Raw genomic sequence first — 18,810 nt, forward strand, 5'->3', positions numbered from 1 at the left:
ATCCTTACTACTCTTTTATTAAAGCAAATATTTTTACGATTGTCAAGCTTTTTTTGAAAACTTATTGGAATATTCAATTAAGTCGCGGCCGCTAAGGACCCAAGGGATAAGCTCAACAGGTACTACTATATATTATTTTTATGCCTGCCCCACAGAACTAACTTGACCGGCTAGGCTCAGCCCGTCTTCAGCCTTTTCTAAAATAAGGTGACGTTTCGCTGCCGGAAAGTTTTATGCCTGTTTTGAAGCAAGCTAAAAATTCAGAAGTTTGTTAAATCTTTACAAAGAACAATTACTGACTACTCATATAGTCTAGCAAAAAAAGACAGAAAAGTCAAGACCCTTTTTCTTTTCCTTTTGAAAAGGGTTCTTGAAACCTCTGTGGAAACAACCTTTTTGTTTCCTTATATAGTTAGTATAACTAATTTGTTGGCAAATGTCAAATTATTTTTTTGCGTGTTAGTTTTACTTCCTATATATAATAAGATAGCATTTATCCGCGCCGCGCGCAACCCCAACATCTCCGCGCGCAAAACAGAAAATTTGCTATCCTTATATATATGGATACGCAAACGCTTCTCAAACAAACTTCCCGCAGTTTATATTTAAGCGCCCGGGCCTTGCCGCACCCCGTCCGGGATGCTTTTGCAACGGCCTACCTGCTTTGCCGCTATGCGGACAGCATTGCCGATACCGCGCTGTTGCCGCCGGAGCGCCGTTTATATTGGATTACCCGCTACCCGGATATGATTGCCCACCCGGACGGCGCCCAACCGGAGCAGTTGGTGCGGGAAATTTCCGGCTCCTCTGCCAACCCGTACGAAGAAAAACTTTTGCAAAATTTTCCCCTTTGTTTGGAAGCATTCCAACGCTTAAACGCCGCCCAGCAGGCCGCCACGTTGGAAGTGGCGTGCCGCGTGTGTGAAGGGATGCAAATTGATTTAACTACCTTCCCGGCTGAAAATGCCGCCACCGTAAAAGCACTTGCTACCGAAAAAGATTTGGAAAATTATTGTCATTTAATGGGTGGGGCACCGGGCATTTTTTGGAGCCGGCTGATTGCGTCTACCGTAAAAATTGGCTTGCCGGAGCAGGACTTTTGCCAACTGGGCAGAAACATTGGGGATGCTTTGCAAATTGTAAACATCTTGCGGGATTTACCCCGCGATTTGCGGATTGGGCGTTGCTACTTCCCCATTACGGAATTATCCGGCGCCGGGCTGGCTCCGGCCGAGTTATTAAACGAAGAAAACGCCCCCCGCTTTGAGCCTATCAAACGCAAGTGGATTTTATGGGCCATTGAAAAACTGGCCTCCGCCCATACTTATATGCAAACCTTGCCGCTTACCCAAGTGCGCCACCGGGCGGCCGTAGCCTGGCCGGTATTATGGACGGCGGATACCTTATATAAGGTGTTTTTGGAAAACAACCTGCTAGACCCGGCCCATAAAGTAAAAATTTCCCGCCAAATTATTTATGCCACCATGCTGTTCACGCCGCTGATTATAGGCACCAATGCGGGTTTTAGTGCCTGTTTGCAACGCAAATTAAATAAGTTTCCGTCGGACAAAAAGGGCCTATAAAAAATAGGTCCTTTTTTACCCTTGAAATTTTTATTTATCCGCTTACATTATAAGTACACAGTACTTAGGGACAGCCTGAAGCCCCTGGTTGCAGTTGCCGGTAGCACAGTGTGCCACCCGATTGCATAAAGACCCGGGCACAGAGCCCCCTTAGGAAAGAGGAACATCAGTCATGAAAATGACAAGAATGAGCTAAACCCCCGAAATAATATGCGGGGGTTTTTTATGGGTTGCCGGGAGTGCGCGGGCAGGTGCGCACCGCCGCAAGCAAAATAATAAGCTGGTTTTTATCAGTGCGCCCGCTCTTGTTTTTTTACTTCTTTCCACAGGGCCAAGGCTTCCTCGGGCGTGGCGGCGTGGGCGTTGGTGCCGAAAACGTGCGGGTGGCGGCGGTGCAGTTTTTCATACAAATAATCTACTACATCATCTATGGTAAATTGGCCTTCTTCCGCCGCAATTTGGCTATGGATTAACACTTGCAACAGCACGTCGCCCAATTCTTCTTTCATATTTTCTACGTCTTTCTTTTCAATGGCTTCTATTAATTCCTGCGATTCGTTCTTCAAACACTGGATTAATGTTTCGTGCGTTTGCTTTTTATCCCACGGGCAACCGTTCGGCCCGCGCAACACGGCAAAGGTTTCTACTAAATCCTGAAAGGTATGTTTCATAAAATTACTCCTATTTTTGGGTTGTTTGCTCCCCGTAAAAATGCTATACAGTTATTATATGAAAATAAAACAAACTACCTTACTTTTTATTTTATGCGCAAGTGCGGCCCCGCTTTGGGCCCAAAACGCCACGTTGGTTAAACAACAGGGCCCTGTACTTTATATGGATATTTCCGCCTTAAAAAAACCGGTGGCCAAAGGGGATACGTTCAAAATAATTACCGGCAAAGAAACCCTGATTAACCCGAAAACCGGCAAAAACTTGGGAGATATTTTTACGTATTCCAACCCGGGCACCGTGACGGAAGTGCAAAAATTATACGCCGTGGGAAACTTGGCTGATGCCCCGCAATTTGCCGTGGGCGCAGAAGCCGTTTTTGAATCTGCCGCGCCGCAAGTAGCCCCGGTGCAACCCGCGCCCGCCGCGCAAGTGGCCCCGGTGCAACCGGCCGCTCCCGCTAAAAAACCTGTTTCCAACAAAGCACAAAAAATTTATGAGCCTGTGGAACAAACCGTTATCAGCCTCAGCGCCGGGAATGTTTCCGCCCCGGGGCAGTTTATTACATTAAGCCAAAAAGGCGTGGTGACGGTGTGGAACCCGTCCGGCGACCGGTTAGCCGCGGCCTTGCAGTGGCAGTTGCCTAAAACCTTTACGCCCATTACGCTTTCCGCCGTGGACGTAAAAGAAACCGGCTCGGCCCAAATTTTCGTCACCTATTACCAGGCCGCGCGGGAGCAAATTTCCACCGCTGTATTGGAAAACCAACACAACACGCTCGTACAAACCCACACGTTGCCTTGGTTTGTAAAAGAATTGGGTTGCTTGCCGGATAAAGAACTCTGGGCCCAAAAACCGTTTGTGATGGGCGCACGCCCCGGTAGCGCGCGGGAAGTGGATTACAAACACGGCAAATTTGTGTTGGACGACGACCGCCTGAACACCCGCCGCAACTGGCTGACCGGGGTAAACGAATATGAATTGGAAGACGATACCGACAGCTTTATTTACACGGTTTCCAACGGGGCTTTGCGGGCGGAACTGAAGCACAAACGCTCGGCCGAAAGCAAAGACATTTTCGCCGGGGCTCCAAATCGTGTAAAATATAAACAAGACGTATTAAAATTTTATCCATCTGTACAAGTATACGGGCCCGACGGCGCCGCCACGCTGGCCGCCGTGGAAAACACCGCCAAAATAGGGGTATTGTCCGATATGTTTGGTATGTACCAGAGCGGTAAAATACATTTTCTGAATTTACAAAAAGGCCGTTTGACTATTACCGATACCGTGGAACTGGACGGATATGTGTACGATACCGCCTGTACGGCAAACGCCGTGTTGGCGGCAGAAGTTTTGCCGGACGGAACTTCCGCGTTGCGGGAAATTTTCAAATAACCTGGGAGAAATTGTGACTGATTCTAACGAAAAAATAGACTTGCTGGACAAAGGCTTTATCCGCCTGGTAGATTTTATGGGCGGGGATAACCGTGTGGTTAGCTCCGCGCGTGTATCTTTTGGGGCAGTATCCAAAGGGGAAGAACAAGACAAACGCCTGATTAAATACCTGCTGGAACACGCCCACCACACCCCTTTTGAACATTGTTATTTCCAATTCCATGTGTGCTGCCCGATTTTTGTTGCCCGCCAATGGATGCGCCACCGCTGGGGCTCTTATAACGAAGTCAGCGCGCGCTATACCCAAGTGCAGGACGAATTTTACATTCCGGCCCAGTTCCGCGGGCAGGACACCAAAAACAAACAAGGCTCCGTGCCGTCTTCCGCCCTGGACCAAAAAGCCCTGATTAAACTGTACGAAGACAGCGTGGAAGCCTCCTACGCCGCTTATAAAAAATTAATTGAAGCCGGCGTAGCGCGCGAAATGGCCCGCGGCGTTTTGCCCGTCTGCCAATATACCCAATTTTACTGGAGCGTCAACGCCCGCAGTTTGCTTAACTTTTTATCCCTGCGCACCGATAAACACGCGCAATGGGAAATTCGCGTCTATGCGGATGCGATTGCCAAAATCTTTCAAGAAAAAATGCCGTGGTCTTGGGAAGCGTTTGACAATTTAAGCCGCAAACTGCCGTTAGGCTCCGAATAAACTAAATAAAACGAGGGGAACTATGAGAATACTGGGTATTATCATGGCCGGAGGCAAAGGGGAACGTCTTTATCCGCTGACCAAAGACCGTTCCAAACCTTCCGTGCCGTTTGGCGGCAATTACAGAATTGTGGATTTTGTACTGTCCAATTTTGTCAATTCCGGCATATTTTCGTCGTATGTGTTGGTGCAGTATTTATCGCAAAGTTTAATTGAATACCTGCGCACCACCTGGCGCAGCGAGGGGATTATCCCGGACCACTTTTTAACCTGCGTGCCGCCGCAAATGCGCCTGGGTGAAATTTGGTACCGCGGAACGGCGGACTCCGTACGCCAAAACATTAACCTGGTAAAAGATTTCAACCCGGATTTGGTGGCCATTTTCGGCGCGGACCATATTTACCGTATGGACGTGCGCCAAATGATTGACTTTCACTTGAAAAACAAAGCGGATGTGACGGTGGCGGCCAATTCTGTTTCCATTAAAGAGGCGTCCGCGTTCGGCGTGTTGGGTGTGGATAAAGACAGCCGCATTGTGCAGTTTGACGAAAAACCCGCCAAACCGCAACCCATCCCCGGCAACCCCAAAATGGCGTATGCCTCCATGGGCAACTATATTTTTAATACGGATGTCCTTTTACAAGTGTTGCAAAAGCGGTTTTGTGATGTGCCCGCGCTGGACTTCGGCAAACATATTTTGCCTAAAATCTTAACGGACCACCGCACCTTTGCTTATAACTTCCAAAGCCAAACACTGCCCGGGGCCAAACCGTACGAAGAACCCGGCTACTGGCGCGACGTGGGCACCATTGAATCCTTTTGGCAAACCAATATGGATTTGCTGGGACCCAAGCCGAAGTTGGACTTAAACAACCCGCAATGGCCCGTCAACACGACGGCTTCCCGCCTGCCCCCGGTAAAAAATCTGGGCGGCACGGTGATAGACTCCATGCTGGGCAACGGGTGTATTATTTACCCCAAAACCAAAATCAAACACAGCGTGTTAAGCTCCGGCGTGATTGTGCATGAAGGGGCCGAAATTGAAGACTGCGTGATTATGGACTCGTGCGAAATTAAAGCCGGCGCCAAATTAAAAAAAGTAATTATGGACCGCTTTAACACCACCGCCCCGCGCCAGACTATCGGGCACGACCCGGAAGCCGACGCGCAGAAGTATTATATAGACCCGTCCGGCATTGTGGTTATACCGCGCGGGAAAAGCAAATTTTAACCGCACAAACCGCGCGCAACCCGCGCGGTTTTTTATTATGATTAAAACCGTAAAATTAAAAAATCAAGACGAATTACTGCTTGTTTTGGGCATACAGGACAGCAAACTGCGCGCGCTGGAAAAAGAAATGCGCGTGGAATGTTTTATTAAATACAATGCGCAGGAAGACGGCGCGGAATTATCTATTAAAGGCACCAATTCCCGCGTGGATAAAGCCTTGGCTAAAATACAAAAAGAGTTGGCCCTTTCAGAGCAAAAAAAGCCGCTCACCCTGCTTAAAGACATTAAACCGTTTGCGGATAATATCGTTTTCCGCCCGGAACACGCCCGCCCGATAGAAGCCCGCACGGAAAACCAAAAAGCATACATAGAGGCCGTTTTTGCCAACGATTTGGTGCTTTCCACCGGGCCTGCCGGAACCGGGAAAACCTTTTTGGCCTGCGCGTGCGCCTTGCGCGCTTTGGAGCTGGGCATGGTGGAGCGCGTGATTGTGACGCGCCCGATTGTGGAAGCCGGCGAAAAACTGGGCTTTTTACCCGGAAATATAGAAGAAAAAGTAGACCCGTATTTGCGCCCGATTTATGATGCCTTTTACGATATGCTGGGCGGGGAACGCTTCCGCGCGATGAAATATAACAACGTGCTTGAAATTGTGCCCTTGGCTTATATGCGCGGGCGCACGCTGGAAAAAGCCTTCATTATTTTAGACGAAGCCCAAAACACCCTGCCGGCCCAAATGAAAATGTTTTTAACGCGCATGGGGGTCAAATCCAAAATGATTGTAAACGGGGATTTAACCCAAATAGACTTGCCCCGCAAAAGCGAAAGCGGCCTTTTGCAGGCGGCGGACGTATTAAAAAAAGTGGACGGCGTGGCGTTTATCCAATTCGGACAGGCGGATGTAGTGCGCCACCCGCTTGTTAAAAACATTTTAAGCGCGTACGAAAAATGGGAGAAAAAACACCCGCAAAAGGAAACCAAATGAAAGTAAATATTTTTTATCAAACGGACGTGCCCGCGCACTTGCGCCGCACGGGGCTATTCAAAAAAGCGGCGCTGGCGGCCTTAAAACCCTGCGCCCGGGAAAACGCCGAAACCAACATTATTTTTGTAGACAAGGCGGAAATTTTACGCATTAACAAAGCGTATTTAGACCACCATTATGTGACGGATGTTATTTCCTTCAACCAACCCCGGCCGGAATTTACCACCGCGGAACCGTGGGCCTTTGGGGATGTGTTTGTGTGCTACCCGGTCGCGCGCGAGCAGGCCAAAAACTTCGGGCATACTTTTTTGCAGGAAATGATGATGTACGCCGTACACGGTTGCTTACACTTAACCGGCATGGACGACCACACCCCGCCCGAACGCGCGGAGATGGACCGCCGGGCCGAAAAAATTATCGCCCAAACCCTGCCGCAGTAAAGTTTCAGCCATAAAAAAGGAGCCCTCTTGAAAAGGGCTCTTTTTGGGTGGTTCAAAGTGCTTAAACGGCGGAGGCCAACTGGGCCTCGTGTACTTCCGGCACGCCCTCCGTAAACACCACATATTCCAGTTTGCGGTGCAGGCCCACATCCACCGGGATAATGTTGTGGCCGTTATTCAAATTAATTTTATCCACTTGGGTATGGCCCACCACCTGTTTAATGGGGCTTTGCGGATAGGAATTTAATAAATCGTCTAAATCTTCCCAAAAAATACCGCCGTAGCGGTCCGGCCCGCTGCGGGTAATGCTGATGTTAAAAATCGGGTGGCGGTAAAATTCGTGCTTAATCGCTTCGCGGAAAATCATATTGATTAGCAACGCCAAATTAACCGGGGTGGTGTGTTCCAGCTGAAGCTCAAAAATTTTAAGCAGTTTGCGCGTAATGCCCGCATGGGTGAACAAATACCCTTTGTACGCATACGCCGCACGCAAAGCGCCGTCCAACACTTGGCGGCGCAGTTTATCGCGCACCAGTTTGGCTTCTTCTTTATTGAACCCGGAAATCAAATAGTTGCTCAACAAAAGTTCTAATTCGTGGTTGCCCACCAGGCGGATAACTTCCCCCTGCGTGTCGCCGGCTTCCCGCTGTAATTTATCCAGCAAATCATCCACCATACGCGGTTGGGGGCCCCGGTCAAAAATATCCCCCACCTGGAGCAGGCGGTTGTTTTTGCCCGCCCAGTGCAAGGCGTCATCCACCAACCCGGCATGGCGCAAGATACGCACGAACGAATCATACTGTCCGTGTACATCCCCCACCACCACCAGTTTACGCGCCTTTTTTTCGTCAGCCATAGTTTTGCAGGTCCACTAAATAATATAATAATAGTATACAAAAAGCGTTTACATTATGTGCAACCGGATTTTTAGAAAATATGTATATTAACGCCCACATTCTTCAACAATTACAAAAACTGCTCGGCCCGGAAAACCTACTGACAGATGAACTTTCCCTGGCTCTGCACTCGTACGATTGTTCCCTGTCGCGCACGCGGCCGGATGCGGTGGCTTTACTCCCCAATACCGCCTGCGTGCCCGGTGTTATCCGGTTATTAAACCAATATAAAATCCCATTTACGCCGCGGGCGGCGGGCACCAACCACGCCGGGGGTTGCGCGGCGCTTAAAGGCGGAGTGATTTTAGATTTTACCCGCTTAAACCGTTTATTGGAAATCAACACGCAAGAAAAATACGCCATAGCGGAGCCCGGCCTAACCACCGCCGCGTTGCAGGAAGAAGCCGCCCGGTGGGGCCTTTTATATGCGCCGGACCCGGCCAGTGCGCGCGTATGCACGTTGGGCGGAAACTTGGCCCAAAACGCCAGCGGGGCGCGCTGTATGAAATACGGCGGCACGGCGGATTATATTTTAGGGGCGGAGTGGGTCAGCCCCCAAGGCCAAAGCGTGTGGCTTTCCCGCCAAAGCGCAGGGCCGGATTGGCTCGGCTTTTTATGCGGGAGCGAAGGCACCCTGGGCGTTTTTACCAAAATTTGCGTGCGGTTGACGGACGAGCCCAAGCATATTAAAACCTTTTTAGTCACGTTTCCTTCGTTGCAGGAAAGCATACAAACCGTCACGGATTTAGCCGCCCGCGGCATTATCCCGCGCTGTGTGGAAGCCATGGATAACGCCACCACGCGCACCGTGGAAGCGTATGCCCGCGCCGGCTACCCGGCGGATGCCGAGGCTCTGCTTATTTTGGAACTGGACGGACAACCCAAACAAATCCACATGCAAGCCGCCCAGTTGGAAGAAATCTGCCGCCAAAACCATTGCCAAACTTTTAAGGCCGCCCGCACGGAAGCGGAACGCCAAAAACTATGGGCGGGCCGCCGCGCGGCGTATGCCGCCACTACGCTTATGGCCCCCAACGTGATTGTGGGCGACGGCACCGTTCCGCGCAGTAAACTGCCGCAAGCGTTGCAAGCCGTCAGCCAAATTATCCGCAAGTATCAGCTCCAAGCGGGGCTGTTGTTCCACGCGGGGGACGGCAACTTCCACCCGCATTTGGTGTTTGATGCGCGCAACCGCGCGCAAGCCGCCCTTACCGCCCGCGCCGAGCAAGAAATTCTGCGCGCCTGTGCGCAATGCGGCGGCACCATCTCCGGCGAACACGGCGTGGGGGTGGAAAAACGCGCCGCCATGGCGTTTATGTACGATGCCCCCACCTTGCGCTTTATGGCCGCATTAAAACACGCGCTGGACCCGGCTAATTTATCCAACCCGGAAAAAATTATCCCGGTCAATTTTGCCGAAAAAGCCAAAGAGCAAACCGCGCCGGACCCGGCCGAACAAGCCTTGCAAGCACAAATAAAGGCCCGCTTTGCCGCCGGAGAAACCAGTGTGATTACCGGGGCAGGCTCCCGCTGTAAAACCAATTCGCCCCGGGCCCTGCGCACGCGCGGGCTCAACAAAGTGGTGGAAATTGACAAGCAAAATTACACCGCCACCGTGCAAGCCGGCGTACACACCCAAGATTTACAAGCCCGCCTGGAGGCCGAAGGGGTTTACGCCGCGTTCCCGGCGGATAAAGGCACGTTGGGCGGCTGTTTAGCCGTTAATGCCGCGCCGGCGTTTGCCCGCCAGGTGACGGGGATAAGAGCTATTTTGCCCGACGGAGAAATAATCACTTACGGCGGCAAAGTGATGAAAAACGCCGCCGGATACAATTTATGCCGTTTGTTTACGGGCAGCCGGGGGCAGTTGGGCCTGATTACGCAAATTACGTTTAAGATTTTTGCCCAACCCCAAAAAGCGCAAACCCAAAACACGCCCCAACCGCTTTGGCCCGCCCCGTTGCGCGCGGTAAAAGCCGCCGCAGACCCTAAAAATTTATTTGGCGTTTTGCAGGAGGAAAAATAATGTTGCCCGGATACCCGGAATTAGACCCGCTAAACCCGCAGGAGCATGTGCGGGAGTTCCCCCATGCAAAATCCTGGCGCACCGTGTACGAAAGTGTCTGCTTTTGCAACCGCTGTAATATGTGCGCGCAAAGTTGCCCCACTTACCGCCTGACACAAGACGAAAGCCAATCCCCCCGCGGGCGCAACCAAATTTTGCGTTTACTGCTGGAAGAAAAAATCAAGCCGGCCCCTTATGCGCCGCAACTGGAAAAAACGCTGGGCTCCTGCCTGTTCTGCGGCGCGTGTACGGCCGTTTGCGCCGGGCGGACCCCCACCGCACAGCATTTGCTGGAACTGCGCCGCACGCTGAAAGTGCGCCTGTTGCCGCTGGCGTTGCAGACGCTCCTTTCCTGGCGGGGCACGCACCCGCGTTTGTTTGAATTTGCCGTCCGCTTTTTGGCGGGGCTTCGCAACCGGGGCGCGGTAAAAATGTTGCGTTTTTGCGGGCTAACCCGCCTGCCGTTTTTGCGTTGGGTCAACCATGCGGACGATATTTTGCCGCGCCAGACTATCTGCTTAAAAAAACAGTTAAAAAAGGGCGGGGTAAAAACAGATTATTCCAACCCGGACGTTTTTTATCTGCCGTCTTTGGAAGCCGCCTATTTGGACAGCAACCTGGGCCAAAGCGCGCTGAAAAAATTAGCCGGGCACCCGGTCAACGTGCTGTTTGGGCTTTCCTGCGGCTTGTTTGAATATGTATATGGCTCCTTGCGGTTAAGCCGCTTGGCCGCACGCAAGCTGATAACAGCCGCCGGCGAAGGCGCCGCCCCGGTGGTGACGGATTCGGCCGATGTTTATGCGTTTTTGAAAAATTATCCGGCCCTATTCCTGCATAGCAAAACCTGGCGCCGCAAAGCGGAGCGTTTTGCCGCGCGGGTGCGCTTTATTGCCCAATATATGCCCGCGCAAAACCCGCTCCCCCAACGCGCGCAACTGGATAACAGCGCCTTATTTTCCTTTCAAACAGAGGCGTTTACCCAGAGCGAAAAAATACTGCGTGTTATTTTTAAGAAAAATTTGGTACAGTATGAGTATAAAGATACCCCCACTGCCGGTTATGCCTTCCAAAAGGGCAACTTGGCAGAGGCGGTATGTTTGGAAAGGGTGCAGCAAATCGCCCGCAAGCAAACCGAAATTGTGGTACTGCTCAACGGGCTGGCCGCCATGGAACTTAACTACCGGCTGCAAAAACTTTACCCGCACGCGCGGGCTGTGCATATTGCACAGTTGTAAACGGTATTTTTATGCAACCATTCAAAACGGAAACGTCCAAGTTATCCGCAGAAGAAAAACTCAACCTGCTGGTGGAGTTCGGCACCCGCATTTCTTGCGAAATACGCCTAGATAAACTACTGGATATCATCGCCCAGCAAATTACCAAAATGCTGGATGTGGGCCGTTGCACGATTTACCTAAAAGATGTGGAAAAAAACGAGTTATGGTCCAAAATCGCGCAAGGGCGCGGCTTGGAACATACCGAAATCCGCGTGCCGCTTAACGGCAACGGCGTTATTTCCATTTGCGCACGCACCGGGGAAACCATTAACCTGCCCAACGCGTACGAAGACCCCCGTTTTTGCATGGATGTAGACATGGTGACCGATTTTCGCACCCACACCCTGTTGGCCGTTCCGCTTAAAAACAACTCCGGCCGCGTGTTGGGGGTATTTCAGGTAGCCAATAAATCGGACGGCAACCCCTTTGATAAAAAAGACGAGGGCATTTTGCTTTTACTGGCCACGTTAGCTTCCAGCGCCATAGAAATTGCCAAACTCTACCAAGATGTGCATGTAGCCCAGTTAGAAACCATTTACCGCCTGGCTGTGACGGCGGAATACCGCGACCAGCAAGACACCCGCGCCCACTTAAAAAACATCAGCATTATTTCTTATTTACTGGCGTTGGCCCTGGGCATGACCAGAAAAGAGGCCGAGCTTATCAAAAACGCGAGCCCGCTGCACGATATAGGCAAAGTGGCGTTGGCGGACAACATTTTGCTAAAACCGGGCAAACTGACCCCGGAAGAATTTGAAATTATGAAATCCCACACCGTTTACGGCGGGCGCATTTTGGAAGGGGCACACTCTAAAATTTTGCAAATTGCCCACAAAATGAGCCTCTACCACCACGAAAAATGGAACGGCCTGGGCTACCCCAAAGCCTTGCAAGGGGAAGAAATACCGATAGAGGCCCGCATTGTGACGGTAGCCGACGTATTTGACGCGCTATGCGTTTTCCGCGTATACAAAAAAGCGTGGAAGACCGACGACGCCTATGAATATATTTTGGGCGAGGCGGGCAAATCGTTTGACCCGCGGGTAGTGGCCGCGTTCAAAAAGATTTATCCTTCCATCCGCAAATTATACGCTCCCGCCGCCGTGTACGCTACGGCAGAAGAACGCCAGCACTCCTCGGCCTCTGATGCGGCGGCCGCCGCCCTGGCCAAACAAGGTCAACACTGACCATGCACTTTTTTAATAAAAACTTCCAGCAAGATTGGCCCACCAAACTAACCTTACTGGGATGGATTGGTTTAGGAATGCTCGGTTTACTTTCCGCGTTCCGCGCCGCCTTATGGCTTTGCTATGCGCATGTTTTTAATACGCTTACGGCGGGGCAAGTGGCGCATGCTTTTCTCTATGGCCTTTGGTTTGATATTTCTATTATTTGTTTATTTATGGCGCCGGCGGCGGCACTCTTTTTATTGCCGCTAAAAAGTAAAAATTGGGCCAGATTTTGCTTGGGGCTTTTGCTGACGGCCGGGGTGGTATTAGCAGGCACTCTAACGGCAGATGCTATTTATTTTCCGCAAGCCAAACGCCACATGGCCGAAGAATTATTAAATGTTTGGGGAGAAAAAAGCTTTCTGCTCCACTTTGCCTTTGCCCAATGCAAATTGGCGCTATTTTTGCTGTGTGCTGGAACAGGCGCCGCCTTTTGGACGGCATACCGTTATCTGAACCGCCACTATGCGCCGCGGCCGTATCCGTTCTATCAACTGCTGGCCGGTTGGCTGATAGCCGTATTTATACTGTTTGTTGGTTTTCGGGGGCGCTTGCACAATAAACCGCTGGGCCTACGGGATATTTATGCCATTTCCTCCAGCCCCGCACAAGCCACCCTTACTTTTAACGGCGCTTTTACCGCTGTGCATACCATGCGCAAAGGCGGCGCACTTAAAAACCCGATGGATGAAACCAAAGCACTTCTGCACGCCCAACAACTATTAACCGCCCCGGATGAAACCATCCCCAATCCCGCCTATCCGCTGATGCGCCAAATCAAAAAGGCGGGTGCATTCAAACCGTATAATGTGTTTGTGGTTCTGCTGGAAAGTTGGACTCCGCACTATATAGATTCCCTCGCCGGCGGCACATACGGGGTGACCCCTCATTTTGATAAAATCGTCCGGCAAGGAACCGTATTTACCCATGCGTATGCGGCTGGGGTACGCAGCATTTACGGTTTATCCGCCGCGTTGGGCGGGGTTGCGTTAGTACCCGGATTGCCGCACTTTTCCCAAGGGCTTGAGATGAATGCCATTACCTCGCTGCCGCAAGCATTAAATGAACGCGGCTATTACACCATGTTTGCACAGTCCTCTTTGCGCAGCTCTTACCAAATGTGTGCCATAGCCAGCAACATTTTTTATACGCAGGAAAGTTTCGGCATGGAAGATTTTCCCCGCCTGATGCCGTACCAAAAACCGCAAGACTTTGGTTATGATTACGACCTGTTGCAATTCGCCGCCGACAAAGCGGCCGCCAGCCACCAACGCAAACAGCCGTTCTTTATTTTTACATTTACCGGCACCACCCATACTCCGTTTAATAAAACGACGGACCAATTCCAAAAATATGCCGGCAAAACCGAAGAAGAACGCTACCTTAATACACTTTATTATGCCGATTATTCCATCGGCTCTTTATTAGAACGCGCCCGCCAAGAGGGGTGGATGCAAAACACGCTGTTTGTTTTTATGGCGGACCACACCCTCGGCACCGCCCAAAAAGATGATGAAATCCACCAAAAATTCCGCATACCGTTTGTGCTGTACGCGCCGGAATTTCTGCCGGCACAAAAAATAGATTATACCGTTTCCCAGCTGGATTTTATCCCCACCATATACCATTTACTGCAAATGGATTCCCCCTTTACGGCGCTGGGCAAAAATGCCTTAAACGCGCAAGGCCCGCACTTTGCTTTTATTACGGAGGGCGGCGCTATCGCCCTGATTACGGACGACGGCTTTGTGCGTCACACGCGCGAACAGCTTGCCCAATCTTCCGCCGCACAACCGGAACAACTGGCCGAAGATGTTCTGGCATTGGACAAAGCCACCACCGCCTTGTTCAGCCGCAACGCTTGGTACCAACCGCAAAAGTAGCGGGGGCGGCTCAAAATTAATACAATATATAAGTCCTTTTGGCTTTCAACCTTAAGTACAATTTATACAAAGAGGTATTTGATGGAAAAAGAGACTGTATTAGTAGGCTTGAGCGGCGGGGTGGACTCCGCGGCCACGGCCGTTATATTAAAAAATGCGGGGTACCGCGTAATTGGGGCCACCATGCTGATTTGGGACCCGTCTTTACCTGTTCCCCAGGGTGAACACGCCAAAAACGCGTGTCTGGCGCCGGAAAAAGAAGACATTAGCGAAATTGAAGCTATTGCCAAAAAACTGGGCATTGAGTTTTTAACCGTGGACTGCCGCGAACGCTACCGCCAGGTGGTGTTGGAAAACTTCCGCAGTGAATACGCCTGCGGGCGCACGCCCAACCCGTGCGTATTGTGCAACAGCCGCATTAAATTTGGGGTGTTGCCGCAAGCCGCCCGCGCGCAAGGGATTCATTTTGATAAATTTGCCACCGGCCATTATGCCCGCGTGGTGCTGGATGAAAAAACCGGCAAATATCTGCTTAAAAAAGCGGTGGATTTATCGCGCGACCAAAGCTACTTTTTGCACCGCTTAACGCAGGAGCAACTTTCCAAGGTGCTGTTCCCGCTCGGGGAGCGCACCAAGCCCGAAATACGCGAAATTGCCCGCCAAGCCGGTTTGTCCGTAGCCGATAAAGAGGACAGCCAGGATTTTTACTGCGGCGATTACAACGATTTGCTGAACTTCCCCAATAAGCCGGGGGATATTGTCACGCTGGACGGGCAGAAAGTGGCCCGCCACAACGGCATTTGGGGCTACACTATTGGCAAACGCAAGGGGTTAGGTATCAGCGGCTTCAAAGTGCCTATGTATGTGGTGCGTTTGGACGCGGCCAAGAACCAAGTGGTTATCGGCCCGAAAGAGGCGCTGTTTGCGCACGAATTGCAAGCCGATAACGTCAGTTGGGTAGCCGGGGAGCCGCCCGCCCAAAAGTTTGAGTGCCAAATTAAAATACGCAATTTGCACTTGCCGGCCGAAGCCACCGTGACGGTGTTGGAAAACGGCAGCATTTGCGCCCGGTTTGCGGGGCCGCAAATGTCCATTACGTCCGGCCAGTCCGCCGTGATGTACGCGGGGGACACGGTACTGGGCGGCGGCATAATCAAATAGCCGTTTGTATAGTGCAAGCAAAATATACTATAATATAAAGACAAATTAAAAGGGCTTTTTTGTGTGTACCGTTTCGGTAAATATAAAATGCCCGTTAATTGGTAAAAAACTATGTACGCAATTATTGAAACTGGTGGAAAACAGTACTGGGTGAAACCCGGTCAAAATCTGCAGGTTGAAAAACTGGACGCGCAAGCGGGTGCCAATGTGGAACTGAAAGTTCTTTGGGCCGCGAACGAAGAAGGTACCTCGGCAGATACCAAAGCCGGTAATACGGCCAAGGTCACCGCTCAAGTGGTAAAACATTTGAGAGGTCCCAAAATCCTCGTATTCAAAAAAAGACCGAAAAAAGGGTACGAAAGAACCCAAGGTCATCGTCAGGATTTAACGCAAATTAAAATCACCGACATTCAGTTGGCGTAATTGGGAGAGAGCGATAAACTATGGCACATACAAAAGCACAAGGTTCTTCCTCTAACGGAAGAGACAGCCACGGCCAACGTTTAGGTATTAAACGCTACGGCTCCCAGTTTGTAAACGCTGGGGAAATTATCGTCCGCCAACGCGGTACGAAGTTCCTGCCCGGTAATAACGTCTCCCGCAGCAGTGATGACAGCCTTTTTGCCCGCGTGGCCGGCATCGTCACTTTTGAATGGGTGACCCGCGGCAAGAAACAAGTTTCCGTTTACCCGAAAGAAACCGAAGTAAAGGAAACCAAAAAAGCCGCTGTTAAAAAGGCTCCCGCCAAGGCCGCTAAAGCCGCCGCTAAAAAGCCGGCTGCTAAAAAAGCGCCCGCCAAAGCGAAAAAAGCCGACACGGCTAAATAAAATCGTAAGATTTTGAAAAGCGGCGGGATTCGTCCTGCCGCTTTTTTTGTTAGGCCGCCACACCGGGCGCGGGTGTGGTACAATATACCTATGAAGCCGGATATTTTACATACGAAACAAGACGAATGGGCCTACCCTTGCACGCAAACGCCCGCCCGGCGCAAAGCCAAACGGGCGCGGGGCAAGGCCAAGCGCCGTTTATCCAAACAATTATTGGCACAAGAAATAAATTAAGCCAAAACCCGGGTTCGCCCGGCAGGATGTTTTTACAAAAGGAATACAATTATGCAATCAGGAAGCTTTTTAGACCGTGTTAAAATTTATGTGACGGCCGGCAAAGGCGGCGACGGCTGCCTTTCTTTCAGACGGGAAAAATTTATTGAATTTGGCGGCCCGAACGGGGGCAACGGCGGGCGCGGCGGGGACGTGATTATCCGCGCCGAAAGCAACCTGACCACCCTGTTGGAACTGGCCTATAACCCGCATATTGAAGCCCAAAACGGCGAAAAGGGCGGCACTTATAACAAAACAGGCCGCGCAGGGGAAGACAAAATTATTTTGGTGCCTTGCGGTACCATCATCCGCCAAAACGGCCAAATATTGGCCGATTTGACCCAGCAAGGGCAGGAAATTATTGTAGCCAAAGGCGGCAGCGGCGGGCGCGGGAACCAATCTTTCAAAACCCGCAACCACACCGCCCCGCGCATTGCGGAGCTGGGCCAACCCGGCGAAGAAGTGACCCTGATTTTAGAGCTGAAAGTATTGGCGGATTTGGGCCTGGTGGGCTTTCCCAATGCGGGCAAAAGCACTTTTTTAACGCGCATTTCCGCCGCACGGCCCAAAATTGCGGATTACCCTTTTACCACCTTAAACCCCAATTTGGGTATTACCATGCACAAGGGGCGCAGTTTTGCCACGGCGGACATCCCCGGGATTATTGAGGGCGCCAGCGAGGGCAAGGGGCTCGGGTACCAATTCTTAAAACACATTGAACGCACCCGCATTTTACTGCACTTGGTGGACCCGGAAGGCTTTGACGGTATGGATGCGGCGCAATCGGTTAAAGTCATTGAAAACGAGCTGAAAACCTTTGATAAAGAACTGGCCAAAAAGCCGCGCATTATTGCCGTAAACAAAATGGATTTACCGTGTGCCCAAAAAGCGTACGAAACCATTAAAAAGAAATGCAAAAAATGCAAAGTAATGCTGATGTCCGCCGCCACGGGCGAGGGCGTAAACGAAGTGTTGGACGAAGTGGTAAAAGTGTTGTCCGTCACGCCTGTACCCGTGGAAAAACCGGCGGTCAAGGAAGCCGCGTTGCACACGGTGGAGCCGATGTTCCGCATTGAAAAAGACGAAGACGGCGTAATTCACATTACAGGCAAAAAGGTGGAAGAATTTATCCGTATGACCAACTTTGCCCAGCCGGAAGCCGTGACCCGCTTGCGGGGGATTTTCAAAAAAATCGGTTTGGAAAAAGCCCTTCTTAAATTTGGGGTGCAAGACGGTGACCCGCTAACTGTGGGCGGGCGCGAATTTGAATGGAACGGGAATTTTGACGAAGAAGCCCCCACCGCGCCGGAACACACCGGATATAAACGCCGCGAAACGAAAAACGAGCGTTTGGCCAAACGCCGCGCACGGCGGGAAGCCAAAAAACAGTAAGTGCTTTCTAACCAAAAACAGCGGGCCCCCATGTCTGGGGGCCCGTTTCTCGTTGGGATTGCCAACGGGAGGTCTGGTTAATTGAAAACTAATAACATTCTCCCTGCGTTTCGCCGCAGGACTGGTCGGAAGCACACGTCCAAAACGCCCGGGCATATCCCGGAGCGTTAAGAGCCCCTTAACTGTGCAAGTATTAACTACCAGCCGTTTTTCTTAAATCCATTGCTTATACATTCATGTCCGGCCCAACTGGATGCTTTACAATCACAATAGTCACCGTTCCATTCCGATTTCACTGTGCACCCCTGGAACCCCACATAGTAGGCATGCGGCAAATCGTCTGCAGACGTGTAATCGGCGTACAAGCAACGGGTAGTAGTAGTTATACCCGGCCCAATATCTGTGGTGGGGTAACACGTTTGTCCTTTCACTTGACTAGAATCTTTCCCCGGGCAACGAATAAATCCCGACGTATTAAGTTGTTCCGGGGAAACCAATGTGGACACCAAAGGGCTCACCGGGGCATGGCACCTATCACCTGTTACTCTACTCGCCGCCCCATAGCGCATAGTAAAATTACCAGAGATAGCTTTTATCGGCCCCCAAACGAAAGACTCCGTCCAACACACAGTATCAGTTTTGGGGGCAGACTTACAGCATTCGCTTTTATGGGCAAATTTATAATCATAGTTGGCACAGGTCAGTTCCGGCTCCGGCTCCGGTTCTGGCGCCGCAGTGCCGCACACTAAATACACATCTTTATAGGTTTTGTTGTTGGCAACATCCCCGCCCAGT

18 protein-coding genes are annotated in these 18,810 nt (G+C 51.1%); 15 read left to right on the forward strand and 3 right to left on the reverse strand.

The genetic code is table 11. The features are described from left to right. The first annotated feature begins 560 nt into the window (after positions 1-560). Entirely contained in the window at positions 561-1,583 is a 1,023-nt protein-coding gene (locus tag ACQY18_RS03930) for a squalene/phytoene synthase family protein (RefSeq protein WP_428038934.1), read from the forward strand. A 290-nt stretch (positions 1,584-1,873) separates the two neighbouring features. Here the strand turns inward: ACQY18_RS03930 and ACQY18_RS03935 are convergent, their stop codons facing one another. Then, on the reverse strand, positions 1,874-2,254 hold the full coding sequence (locus tag ACQY18_RS03935) for a MazG family protein (protein WP_176777837.1): 381 nt from the start codon (positions 2,252-2,254) through the stop codon (positions 1,874-1,876). A gap of 58 nt (positions 2,255-2,312) precedes the next feature. Here ACQY18_RS03935 and ACQY18_RS03940 point away from each other — a divergent pair, with 58 nt between their 5' ends. The 5 genes from ACQY18_RS03940 (at position 2,313) to ybeY (ending at position 7,012) form a co-directional block, all read left to right on the forward strand. Then, on the forward strand, positions 2,313-3,650 hold the full coding sequence (locus ACQY18_RS03940) for a hypothetical protein (RefSeq protein WP_428038935.1): 1,338 nt from the start codon (positions 2,313-2,315) through the stop codon (positions 3,648-3,650). A gap of 76 nt (positions 3,651-3,726) precedes the next feature. After that, positions 3,727-4,356 (forward strand): FAD-dependent thymidylate synthase, encoded by a 630-nt coding sequence (gene thyX, locus ACQY18_RS03945; RefSeq protein WP_428038944.1) that lies wholly within the window; start codon positions 3,727-3,729, stop codon positions 4,354-4,356. Between the two features lie 22 nt (positions 4,357-4,378). Beyond that, complete coding sequence (locus ACQY18_RS03950; RefSeq protein WP_428038936.1) at positions 4,379-5,587, forward strand: glucose-1-phosphate adenylyltransferase; 1,209 nt, start codon at positions 4,379-4,381, stop codon at positions 5,585-5,587. Positions 5,588-5,624: 37 nt separating this feature from the next. Continuing rightward, entirely contained in the window at positions 5,625-6,572 is a 948-nt protein-coding gene (locus tag ACQY18_RS03955) for a PhoH family protein (protein ID WP_176777833.1), read from the forward strand. Beyond that, on the forward strand, positions 6,569-7,012 hold the full coding sequence (gene ybeY / locus ACQY18_RS03960; protein WP_176777832.1) for an rRNA maturation RNase YbeY: 444 nt from the start codon (positions 6,569-6,571) through the stop codon (positions 7,010-7,012). Before ACQY18_RS03955 ends, ybeY begins: the two co-directional genes overlap by 4 nt. Positions 7,013-7,073: 61 nt before the next feature. Here ybeY and ACQY18_RS03965 read toward each other — a convergent pair whose 3' ends face one another. Continuing rightward, positions 7,074-7,868: a metallophosphoesterase gene (locus tag ACQY18_RS03965; RefSeq protein WP_428038937.1), complete on the reverse strand. Its 795-nt coding sequence runs from the start codon at positions 7,866-7,868 to the stop codon at positions 7,074-7,076. 80 nt (positions 7,869-7,948) lie between these two features. On the opposite strand from ACQY18_RS03965, the gene ACQY18_RS03970 reads away from it, so the two are divergent. From ACQY18_RS03970 to obgE, 9 genes are all read left to right on the forward strand, one after another. Continuing rightward, positions 7,949-9,934 (forward strand): FAD-binding oxidoreductase, encoded by a 1,986-nt coding sequence (locus ACQY18_RS03970; protein WP_428038938.1) that lies wholly within the window; start codon positions 7,949-7,951, stop codon positions 9,932-9,934. Then, positions 9,934-11,208: a 4Fe-4S dicluster domain-containing protein gene (locus tag ACQY18_RS03975; protein ID WP_428038939.1), complete on the forward strand. Its 1,275-nt coding sequence runs from the start codon at positions 9,934-9,936 to the stop codon at positions 11,206-11,208. Before ACQY18_RS03970 ends, ACQY18_RS03975 begins: the two co-directional genes overlap by 1 nt. Positions 11,209-11,219: 11 nt before the next feature. Next, complete coding sequence (locus ACQY18_RS03980) at positions 11,220-12,437, forward strand: HD domain-containing phosphohydrolase (protein WP_176777828.1); 1,218 nt, start codon at positions 11,220-11,222, stop codon at positions 12,435-12,437. A 2-nt stretch (positions 12,438-12,439) separates the two neighbouring features. Continuing rightward, positions 12,440-14,362: an LTA synthase family protein gene (locus tag ACQY18_RS03985; RefSeq protein WP_428038940.1), complete on the forward strand. Its 1,923-nt coding sequence runs from the start codon at positions 12,440-12,442 to the stop codon at positions 14,360-14,362. 81 nt (positions 14,363-14,443) lie between these two features. Then, on the forward strand, positions 14,444-15,523 hold the full coding sequence (gene mnmA, locus ACQY18_RS03990; RefSeq protein ID WP_428038941.1) for a tRNA 2-thiouridine(34) synthase MnmA: 1,080 nt from the start codon (positions 14,444-14,446) through the stop codon (positions 15,521-15,523). A 111-nt stretch (positions 15,524-15,634) separates the two neighbouring features. Next, positions 15,635-15,946, forward strand: a complete 312-nt coding sequence (gene rplU / locus ACQY18_RS03995) for a 50S ribosomal protein L21 (RefSeq protein WP_176777825.1) — start codon at positions 15,635-15,637, stop codon at positions 15,944-15,946. Between the two features lie 20 nt (positions 15,947-15,966). After that, positions 15,967-16,350, forward strand: a complete 384-nt coding sequence (gene rpmA, locus ACQY18_RS04000; protein ID WP_176777824.1) for a 50S ribosomal protein L27 — start codon at positions 15,967-15,969, stop codon at positions 16,348-16,350. Positions 16,351-16,440: 90 nt separating this feature from the next. After that, a complete protein-coding gene (locus tag ACQY18_RS04005; RefSeq protein ID WP_176777823.1) occupies positions 16,441-16,584 on the forward strand; it encodes a hypothetical protein in 144 nt (47 codons plus the stop codon). 51 nt (positions 16,585-16,635) lie between these two features. Continuing rightward, a complete protein-coding gene (obgE, locus tag ACQY18_RS04010) occupies positions 16,636-18,015 on the forward strand; it encodes a GTPase ObgE (RefSeq protein WP_428038942.1) in 1,380 nt (459 codons plus the stop codon). 197 nt (positions 18,016-18,212) lie between these two features. Here obgE and ACQY18_RS04015 read toward each other — a convergent pair. Further along, positions 18,213-18,810, reverse strand: a 598-nt coding sequence (locus ACQY18_RS04015; protein ID WP_428038943.1) for a hypothetical protein, incomplete at its 5' end; no start/stop codon positions are given.

Source organism: Candidatus Avelusimicrobium faecicola, from assembly GCA_900540405.1.
Taxonomy (GTDB): domain Bacteria; phylum Elusimicrobiota; class Elusimicrobia; order Elusimicrobiales; family Elusimicrobiaceae; genus Avelusimicrobium; species Avelusimicrobium faecicola.